The organism is Arthrobacter sp. 05T45 (assembly GCF_056395875.1).
On the sequence record NZ_JBFTKI010000015.1, the window covers coordinates 94429 to 103672 of the forward strand.

Genomic DNA, 9244 nt, shown 5'->3' on the forward strand with positions numbered 1-9244 from the left:
AAAGGAACCACCATGATTGATGACGAACGAATAGCCCGCGCCGCCCTGGCCCGCCTGTTCGAGCCGCAGGACGCGGCGGCCCTGGCCCTGGTCCAGGCAGTGGGGGCGCAGGACGCCCTGCGGATTGCCAGCGGCGCGCTGGCCGCCGGTCCCGGGCTCGAACAGGAGATCACTGGAATCCTGGCGGACAGCGGGTGCGGCAGCGGCTGGTCCGGGCTCAGCGAGGCACTGAAGCGTTGGGCCCCGCGCGTGCCCGACCTCGCCCCGGAGCGGGACCTGGCCACCATACACCGGCTCGGCGGACGCCTCATCATTTCCACGGATGACTTGTGGCCGCGGCAGCTGGAGGACCTCGGACTGCAGGAGCCCCTGTGCCTGTGGTGGCGCGGCGTGGAACAGGAGCTGCCCCCGGCGGCCCGGTCCGTTGCCCTCGTGGGCTCCCGGGACAGCACCAGCTACGGGGCATCGGTGACGGGCGACCTCGCCTACTCGCTGGCCCAGCGCGGCTTCACGATCGTCTCCGGCGGGGCCTACGGGATTGATGCCCACGCCCACAGGGCGGCCCTGGCCGGAAGCGCGGGCGGCGTGCCCACCATTGCCGTCATGGCCGGGGGAGTGGACCGCTTCTACCCCGCCGGCAATGAGGACCTTCTGCGGACCGTGGCGAACCGCGGCGCGGTCCTGGCCGAGGTGCCGCCCGGGTCCGCTCCCACCCGCTACCGGTTCCTGCAGCGGAACCGGCTCATTGCGGCGTTGGCCTCCGTCACGGTCGTGGTCGAGGCCCGGTGGCGCTCCGGCGCCCTCAACACGGCCCACCATGCCGAGAGCCTGGGCAGGGCCGTGGGCGCCGTGCCCGGATCCATCCACAGCGCCAACTCCGCCGGCTGCCACCGGCTTCTCCGTGAAGGCGGCGCGGTATGCGTCACGGATGCCGGGGAGATCGCCGAGCTCGCCTCCCCGAGCGGCGAGGCGATGCCCCCGGACAAGGCAGGCCGGTCCGAGGCCCACGATGGCCTGACCCTGGAGGACCTGATCCTGCTCGATGCCCTGCCGCTGCGGACCACCACCTCGGTTGAGAAGTTGGCCGCGGTGGCCGGGCTGAGCCCGGACTCGGTCCGCGCGGGTCTTGGCCGGCTCGGGCTGCTGGGGCTGGCCGAATCCCGGCACGGCGGCTGGAAACGCTCCGGGAAGGCGGACTGAGATGGGTTGCTTCACCGGGAAGAAGCGGCTCGCCGACCGGCTCCTTGAATGCCGGGGGAATACTGCCAGAGTAAGAGGGTGTCTACACAGGATCCCCCCGCTGCCCCGCCCGCCGCGCCCGACGGCGGTATCCGGCTCGCCGCCGCACGCTTCGGCCGCTACCTGGAAGCGGAGCGGGGCCGGTCCGCCCATACCGTGCGGGCCTATCTCTCCGATGTCGAAAGCCTGCTCGCGCACGCCGCAACCGAGGGCGTCCACGACCTTGCCGGGCTGGAGCTCGGGACCCTGCGGCGCTGGCTTGGTGCCCAGAGCGAGTCCGGGAAGTCCCGCGCCACCCTGGCCCGCCGCGCCGCCACCGCCAGGGCCTTCACCGCCTGGGCTGTCCGTGAGGAGCTGATCGAAGCCGACCCCGCCCTGCGGCTCAAGGCGCCAAAGCGGGAGAAGTCCCTGCCCGGCGTCTTGCACCAGCAACAGGTCCGGCGGCTCGTGGACGACGCCGAATCCGCCTCGGCCGAGGGGGAACCGCTGGCCTTGCGTACCCGTGCCATGGTGGAGCTGCTCTACGCCACCGGTGTCCGGGTTGGCGAGCTGGCCGGCATGGACGTCGACGACCTCGACCCGGACCGCAGGACCCTCCGGGTGCTTGGCAAGGGCAACAAGGAACGCACGGTGCCCTATGGGCTGCCGGCGGCGCTCGCCGTCGACGACTGGCTCCGCCGCGGCCGGCCGGCCCTCGCTACCGGGACCAGCGGCCCGGCGCTCTTCCTGGGCGCGCGCGGCGGAAGAGTGGACCAGCGCCAGATCCGCAGCGTGGTCAAGGAGATGCTGGAACGGCTGGGAGACACCGCCGCCACCGGGCCGCACGCCCTGCGGCACTCCGCAGCGACCCACCTGCTCGACGGCGGGGCGGATCTGCGCGCCGTGCAGGAAATCCTGGGGCACAGCAGCCTTGCCACCACCCAGATCTACACCCACGTGTCCGTCGAGAGGCTCCGGCAGAGCTACCAGCAGGCACACCCCCGGGCCTAAGGATTACCGGTCCGGCGCGTCCGGCCGGCCGGAAAAGGCACACAATTCGGCCCGGATTCCTGCCCCGGATTCGGCCCGCATACCTGCCCGGCGCCAAGCGGACCAGGGTCCACCTGCAGGACTACCGAACCATGCACGGCGCGCCGGAAAAGACGCGCCGAATCGCACTGGCGTAATTAGGAGGGGTAGGGCAGAATAAAACTCACGCCCGGGAAGTTTCAAGTTGAACTTGAAGCTGGAATGCACCACGTCCCAGCTTTGAACCCGGCTGTATATTAGTAGTCTGGCAGGGACCGCCGGCATAAATTCGGATCCGCGCAACAGACAGACATCCAGGCACAGGTCGTTGGGGAAGACGTACCTACAGCTATGGAGGATGGAATGTCTGTTGCACTGACCCGAGGTGTGTTGTTCGTTCACTCGGCCCCGACTGCCTTGTGCCCCCACGTCGAGTGGGCCATAGGGTCTGTCGTGGACAAGCGGACGGACTTGGAGTGGACCGCTCAGCCTGCCGCGCCCGGAATGTTCCGGGCCGAGCTGTCGTGGACCGGAACGCCGGGCACGGGGGCTCAATTGGCGTCCGCTCTGCGAGGCTGGGCGCACCTGCGCTATGAAGTCACTGAGGAGCCGAGCCAGGGAGTCGACGGCGGCCGCTGGTCGCACACCCCGGAGCTCGGGATCTTCCACGCCACCACTGACGTCCACGGCAACATCATGGTGTCCGAGGACCGCATCCGTTACGCCTACGAATCCGGCGCCGGCGACCCCTCGGCCGTCTACCACGAGCTCTCGCTCGCCCTGGGCGAGGCCTGGGACGAGGAACTAGAGCCGTTCCGGCACGCCGCCGAAGGCGCCCCCGTGCGCTGGCTCCACCAGGTCGGCTAGGGCCTCACCGGGCGCACCACCGCAGCAATTCCATAGCTAGGCGCCAAAAAGGCAGATGGCGGCAATGTTCACGAAGAACATTGCCGCCATCTGCCGTCCCGGCGTGCTGCGGGCGTGCTGCTGGTCGTGCAGCTAGACGCTGCGTACCGCGATCACGGCGTTGTGGCCGCCGAAGCCGAACGAGTTGCTTAGCGCGGCGATGCTGCCGGCCGGCAGGTCGCGGGCGGTCGTGACGACGTCGAGCGGGATTTCCGGATCCTGGTTCTCGAGGTTGATGGTCACCGGCGCCTTGCGGTCGTAGATGGCCATGACGGTCAGCACGGCCTCCACGGCACCGGAGGCGCCGAGCAGGTGCCCCATCTGGGACTTGGTGGCCGAGACCGCTACGGAGTCCACGTGCTTGCCCAGGGCGGCCTTGAGGGCCGCGTACTCGGGCTTGTCGCCGACCGGGGTGGAGGTGGCGTGCGCGTTGACGTGGACGATGTCTTCGGGCTGGATGCGGCCATCGAACATCGCAGCCTTCAGCGCGCGGGTGGCGCCCAGGCCCTGGGGGTCCGGGGCGGTGATGTGGTAGGCGTCGGCGGTGACCGAGGTGCCCGCCAGTTCGGCGTAGATCCGGGCGCCGCGGGCCAGGGCGTGTTCCTCGGCCTCGAGCACCAGGGCGCCGGCGCCCTCGCCCATGACGAAGCCGTCGCGGTCACGGTCGTAGGGGCGTGAGGCGTGCTCGGGATCGTCGTTGCGGCGTGAGAGGGCCTGCATGGAGGCAAAGGCGGCGATCGGCATCGGGTGAATGGCGGCTTCGGCGCCGCCGCACACGACGACGTCGGCCTTGCCGGCGCGGATGAGGTCCAGGCCCACGTGGACGGCCTCGGTGCCGGACGCGCAGGCGGAAACGGGGGTGTGGGCGCCGGCGCGGGCACCCAGGTCCAGGCTTACCGCGGCGGCCGGGCCGTTGGGCATCAGCATGGGCACGGTCATGGGCAGGACGCGGCGGGGACCCTTTTCGCGCAGGGTGTCCCAGGCATCCAGGAGGGTCCAGACGCCGCCGATGCCGGTCGCGAAGGCCACCGCCAGGCGGTCGTGGTCGATTTCGGTGATGCCGGAGTCGGCCCACGCCTCACGGGATGCGACCACGGCGAACTGGGTGGACGGGTCCATGCGCTTGGCCTCGACCCGGGTCAGGACGTCCAGGGCAGGGGTGGAGGCGCGTGCAGCGAAGTGGACGGGCAGCTCGTACTTGGCCACCCAGTCGTCCTCGAGCGTGTGCGCGCCGGAGACGCCCTTGAGCGCGTTCTTCCACATCGTGGGGACATCGCCGCCGATGGGTGTGGTGGCACCCAGACCGGTAATGACTACTTTGCGTGCCATGGGATCACTCTCTGTCGGTGCGCCTGCCGTATCCGGAACCGCGAACGGGATGGCCGGGGCCTGCGAGGGGAAAACTTTCGGGTGGTGCATTTCGTGGTGCTGCTGGTGGTCCGGTCCGGGCGCTGCTGCAGCGCCCGGACCGGACACCGGGTCCGCCGATACCGGCGGAAGCCAGACTAGGCCTGGGCGTTGGCGATGAAGCTGACGGCGTCGCCGACGGTCTTGAGGTTCTTGACCTCTTCGTCCGGGATGCGGACGCCGAACTTCTCTTCGGCGTTGACCACGATCGTCATCATCGAGATGGAGTCGATGTCCAGATCCTCGGTGAAGGACTTGTCCATTTCGACAGCCTCCGTGGCCAGGCCGGTCTCTTCGTTGACGATTTCAGCCAGGCCGGCCAGGATTTCTTCGTTGCTAGCCATTGATGGCTCCTTTTCTGGTTGTTGCCCTCGGCTGCCGGTGGAATGCCGGCAGCCTAAGGGCGGAAATGATTCAAACCGAGGGTTCGGCTTGGTGCGGGAATGCTTGCGAGCACAGCATGCGGGGCGGGCCCTGAAAGTGAAGGACATGCGGTGCAAGGGTGAAACGGGTGGAACGTATTTAGTTCGGAAAAGCGGTGGCTGCCTAAGGAAGCACGACCACCTGGGCGCCGAAGACCAGACCGGCTCCGAAGCCGATCTGCAGCGCCAGCCCGCCGCTGAGCTCGGGGTTTTCCTCAAGCAGGCGGTGGGTGGCCAGGGGGATGGACGCCGCCGACGTATTTCCGGCGTCGGCGATGTCGCGGGCGATCTTGACAGTCTCGGGCAGCTGCAGCTTCTTGGCCATCTCGTCGATGATGCGCATGTTGGCCTGGTGCGGGATGAACGCGGCGAGGTCCTCGGACCGGATGCCGGCTGCGTCCAGGGCCTGCTGGGCCACCTTGGCCATCTCCCACACGGCCCAGCGGAAGACAGTCTGGCCGTCCTGGCGCAGGGTCGGCCACAGGGAAGCGTCGGTCACGGCCGCTTCCTCATCGCTGACGGCGGCGCCGTGCTTGCCGGTCAGGGCGAGCTCGCGGATGTCCAGCATGGAGTGGGTCATGCCGATGGCATCCCACTTGCTGCCGTCCGAACCCCACACCGAGGGGCCGATGCCGGGCGTGTCAGAGGGGCCGATCACGACTGCGCCCGCGCCGTCGCCAAGCAGGAAGGAGATGGTCCGTTCCGTGTTGTCGATGACGTCGGAGAGCTTCTCGGCACCGACCACCAGGACGTAGGAGGCCGCGCCGGAACGCACCAGGGCGTCGCCCTGGGCGATGCCGTAGCAGTAGCCGGCGCATGCCGCGGAGATGTCGAAGGCCGGGGCCGGCGTCGCGCCGAGGCGGTCGGCGAGGCTCGCTGCGGCGGACGGGGTCGCATACGGGTGGGTGACCGTGGAAACGATCACGGCGCCGAGCTGGGAGGCCTCGATGCCGGCCTTCTGCAGTGCTTCACGTGCGGCGCCCTCAGCCATGTCAATCACGCTGACATCGGCGGGCGCGCGGTGCCGGGTGATGATGCCCGTGCGCTGGCGGATCCACTCATCCGAGGAGTCGATCCACTGGCACACGTCCTCGTTGGTCACGATCACGCTGGGCCGGTAAGCCCCGATACCCATGATGCGGGTGTTGGCCTGCACCGGTGCCTGCTTCAGAGTGGGAACGCTCATGCCCCTCCCTCCAGTTCTGCAAATAGGGCCAGGGCCGCGGAAAGATCGTCCGGGGTCTTGACGGTGACTGTCTTGACGCCGGGCATGCCGCGCTTGGCCAGGCCCGCCAGTGTTCCGGCGGGAGCCAGCTCGATCACGCCGGTCACCCCGCGCTGCACCATCGTCTCCATGCACTGGTCCCAGCGGACCGGCCGGGAGACCTGGGCGATCAGGCTGTCGACGGCGGCGGCGCCGTCGGTGACTTCCGCGCCGTCGAAGTTGGACAGCAACGGCACCTGCGGGTCCTTCGGGTGCAGCGACGGACGCAGGGCCTGCAGGGACGCGCCCGCGGGGGCCATGTGCGAGGTGTGGAACGCGCCCGCGACCTTCAGCGGAATAACCCGGGCCTTGGCCGGCGGGTTCTCCGCCAGGGCCTTCAGCTGCTCCAGGGTGCCTGCGGCGACGGTCTGGCCGGCCCCGTTGACGTTGGCGGCCGTGGCCCCGGCGGCAGCAATGGCTGCCAGGACCTCCGCGGGGTCGCCGCCCACGACGGCACTCATGCCGGTCGGGGTGGCGGCGGCAGCGGCTGCCATGCTGTTGGCGCGTTCGCGGACAAACGTCATGGCTTCGGATTCCGACAGGACACCGGCGAGGGAAGCCGCGGTGATTTCGCCGACGGAGTGGCCGGCAAGGATGACGGGAAGCGTGCCGAGTTCGACGTCGAACAGCGACTTCGCCGTCACCAGGCCCGCAGCAACGATCAGCGGCTGCGCGACTGCGGTGTCCTTGATGGTCTCCTCATCGGAGGTGGTGCCGTGGGCGGTGAGGTCGATGCCTGCTATTTCGCTGAGGGAGGCCAGGAGGCCTGCGACGGGTGGCAGTTCCAGCCAAGGGGCCAGAAAACCAGGGGTCTGGGAGCCCTGTCCAGGGCAAACGATTGCAAGCACGTAACCAGCTTTCCAAATTACCGCGTGAACATTCGTGTTTTCATGCACCAAGCTCACTGGGTCAGTTTGTAGGAAGTCTACAACGGTTCAGGAGCCGTTGCGGGGAGGTTGCCGCTCCGTGGGGGCCTTCGGCGGGGCAGAAAGCCGGCCCACGACGAGGGCGGTCTGGAGCACGAACGCCTCCCGCGGCAGCAGCGGATCCCAGCCGGTGACGTCGCAGACGCGCTTGAGCCGGTAGCGCACTGTGTTGGCATGGACGAAGAGTTCCCGGGCCGTGGCCTCGAGTGAATGGCCCAGTTCGAGGTACGTGCCGAGGGTCTCCACCAGCCCGTTGGAGGCGGCCAGAAGCGGGCGGTAGATGTTCTTGACCAGCGAGCGGCGGGCGGCGTCGTCGCCGGAGATCACCCGCTCCGGGAGCAGGTCATCGGCCGCCACCGGGCGCGGCGCGGAAGGCCACGCGCGGGCCGCGGTGAGGCCGGCAAAGGCGGACTGGGCGGAGCCGCTGGCCTCGAGGAGGGACCCGGCCTCCGGGCCGTAGACCACCGGGCCGGGGGCAAAGAGTTCGCTGAGTTTCAGGTACGCGGTCTCCCGGTCGTGGACCCCGCCCAGGATCAGGATGAGGCGGTCGCCCTGGATCCCCACAAGGGCGTCCTCGGCGAAGCGCCCCGCCGTGCGCCGCAGCTCGCTGACGTAGCTGGCGCTTGGTTCGGACGGGGAATTTCCGACCATGACCGTGAAGCGCTCCTGTGCTTTCCAGCCCAGGGCCGCGATCCTGGACCGCAGCGCGTCGGTGTTTTCGCCACGGAGGATGGCATCGACAATCAGGGCTTCCAGCCGGGTATCCCAGGAGCCGCGGGATTCCGCGGCGCGGGCATAGACGTCGGCGGCCGCGAACGCGACCTCCCGCGAGTAGCGCAGCACGGCCTCCCGGAGGGCCCCCTGGTCCGCTTCCGGGGCGATCACCGGGACCTGGTCCTCGACGACTTCCACCACGATCCGGATCAGCTGGAGCGCCTTCTGCAGGCTTATGGAGCGGGTCAGTTCGGTGGGCGCGGTGCCGAAGACGTCGGAGAGGATCCACGACGGCGAACTTGGCCGTTCGTACCAGGTGACGAAAGCCGCGATGCCGTTCTGGGCCACCATGCCCAGGGCGGAACGTTCATCCGAGTTCAGCCGGCCGTACCACGGCAAGGACTTCTCCAACTGGCGCAGCGTCGTCGTCGACAGCTGGCCCACGCTGGCCCGGAGCTTCTTGAGGGTTTCGGCTTTCTCCGGAGTCATCGCCCTCGAGCTCGGCTTGCGTTTTTCGGGAGTGGTGATCGGCTCTGCCATGCATTGAGCATACGGGGCGGGCCGCCCAAGCTCCATTTGTGCGAAGGCTACAACTGTCCTTGTCCTGCATCACAGCGGCCCGCGGGAGTCCAGAGCGCCCCCGGAGGGAGGCCCGAGGGAGGCCGGAGGGAGGCGGGGCGGTTAAGCGCCCGACGGCGGCCCCCACCTTTCGGTGGGAGCCGCCGTCGAACGTTCGCTCTTGCGCTGAGGCGCGGTTAGGAGTCGCCGCCTGCGTTGCCGGTGGTGCCGGCGTTCACGTTGTGCAGGCGGTACTTCTCGATGGCCTGGGCAGGTGCCTGGGCATCCACTTCGCCCCGGCGGGCCAGCATCTGAAGGGAACGGACCACAACCGAGTGGATGTCGTTCTTGAAGAAGCGGCGTGCCGCGGCGCGGGTGTCCGAGAAGCCGAAGCCGTCCGCGCCGAGCGAGGCAAACTCGTTCGGCAGGAACTGGCGGATCTGGTCCGGCACGGCCTTCATGTAGTCGGTGACCGCCACGATGGGGCCGGTGGCGCCGGCGAGCTGCTGGGTCACGAACGGGACGCGGGCGGGCTGGCCGGGGTTGAGGAAGGAGTCTTCCTCGGCGGCCATGGCGTCGCGGCGCAGTTCGGTCCAGGAGGTCACGGACCAGACATCCGCCGAGACGCCCCAGTCCTCGGCGAGGACCCGCTGGGCTTCGAGGGCCCAGGGAACCGACACACCCGAGGCAAGGATCTGCGTGCGCGGGCCGTCAATCTTGGCCGGCGCCAGCAGGTAGATGCCCTTGATGATGCCCTCGACATCGAGTTCCGCCGGTGCGGGCGGCTGCACGATCGGCTC

Annotated in this window: 9 protein-coding genes; 3 read left to right on the forward strand and 6 right to left on the reverse strand. The window is 69.1% G+C overall.

Features of this window, described 5'->3' with window-relative positions; genetic code table 11:
- The first annotated feature begins 12 nt into the window (after nt 1-12).
- From dprA to AC1DGD_RS14690, 3 genes are all read left to right on the forward strand, one after another.
- Nucleotides 13-1200 (forward strand): DNA-processing protein DprA, encoded by a 1188-nt coding sequence (gene dprA, locus AC1DGD_RS14680; protein WP_476857274.1) that lies wholly within the window; start codon nt 13-15, stop codon nt 1198-1200.
- 48 nt (nt 1201-1248) lie between these two features.
- On the forward strand, nt 1249-2229 hold the full coding sequence (locus AC1DGD_RS14685) for a tyrosine recombinase XerC (protein ID WP_476857275.1): 981 nt from the start codon (nt 1249-1251) through the stop codon (nt 2227-2229).
- Between the two features lie 381 nt (nt 2230-2610).
- Nucleotides 2611-3114 carry a DUF3145 domain-containing protein gene (locus AC1DGD_RS14690; protein ID WP_026266435.1) on the forward strand — a complete coding sequence of 168 codons (504 nt, stop codon included), beginning with the start codon at nt 2611-2613 and terminating at the stop codon, nt 3112-3114.
- A gap of 132 nt (nt 3115-3246) precedes the next feature.
- Here the strand turns inward: AC1DGD_RS14690 and fabF are convergent, their stop codons facing one another.
- The 6 genes from fabF to AC1DGD_RS14720 form a co-directional block, all read right to left on the reverse strand.
- Nucleotides 3247-4482, reverse strand: coding sequence for a beta-ketoacyl-ACP synthase II (gene fabF, locus AC1DGD_RS14695; protein WP_028275211.1), 1236 nt, complete (start codon nt 4480-4482; stop codon nt 3247-3249).
- Nucleotides 4483-4658: 176 nt separating this feature from the next.
- Nucleotides 4659-4904 (reverse strand): acyl carrier protein, encoded by a 246-nt coding sequence (locus AC1DGD_RS14700; protein ID WP_018773434.1) that lies wholly within the window; start codon nt 4902-4904, stop codon nt 4659-4661.
- Between the two features lie 202 nt (nt 4905-5106).
- Nucleotides 5107-6168 (reverse strand): beta-ketoacyl-ACP synthase III, encoded by a 1062-nt coding sequence (locus AC1DGD_RS14705; RefSeq protein WP_026537071.1) that lies wholly within the window; start codon nt 6166-6168, stop codon nt 5107-5109.
- Nucleotides 6165-7094, reverse strand: coding sequence for an ACP S-malonyltransferase (locus AC1DGD_RS14710; RefSeq protein WP_476857276.1), 930 nt, complete (start codon nt 7092-7094; stop codon nt 6165-6167). The genes AC1DGD_RS14705 and AC1DGD_RS14710 overlap by 4 nt, the downstream gene beginning before the upstream one ends.
- An 87-nt stretch (nt 7095-7181) precedes the next feature.
- On the reverse strand, nt 7182-8426 hold the full coding sequence (locus tag AC1DGD_RS14715) for a PucR family transcriptional regulator (RefSeq protein WP_018773431.1): 1245 nt from the start codon (nt 8424-8426) through the stop codon (nt 7182-7184).
- A 215-nt stretch (nt 8427-8641) separates the two neighbouring features.
- Nucleotides 8642-9244 (reverse strand): transketolase-like TK C-terminal-containing protein (locus tag AC1DGD_RS14720; RefSeq protein ID WP_476857277.1); only part of this gene is annotated, 603 nt, incomplete at its 5' end.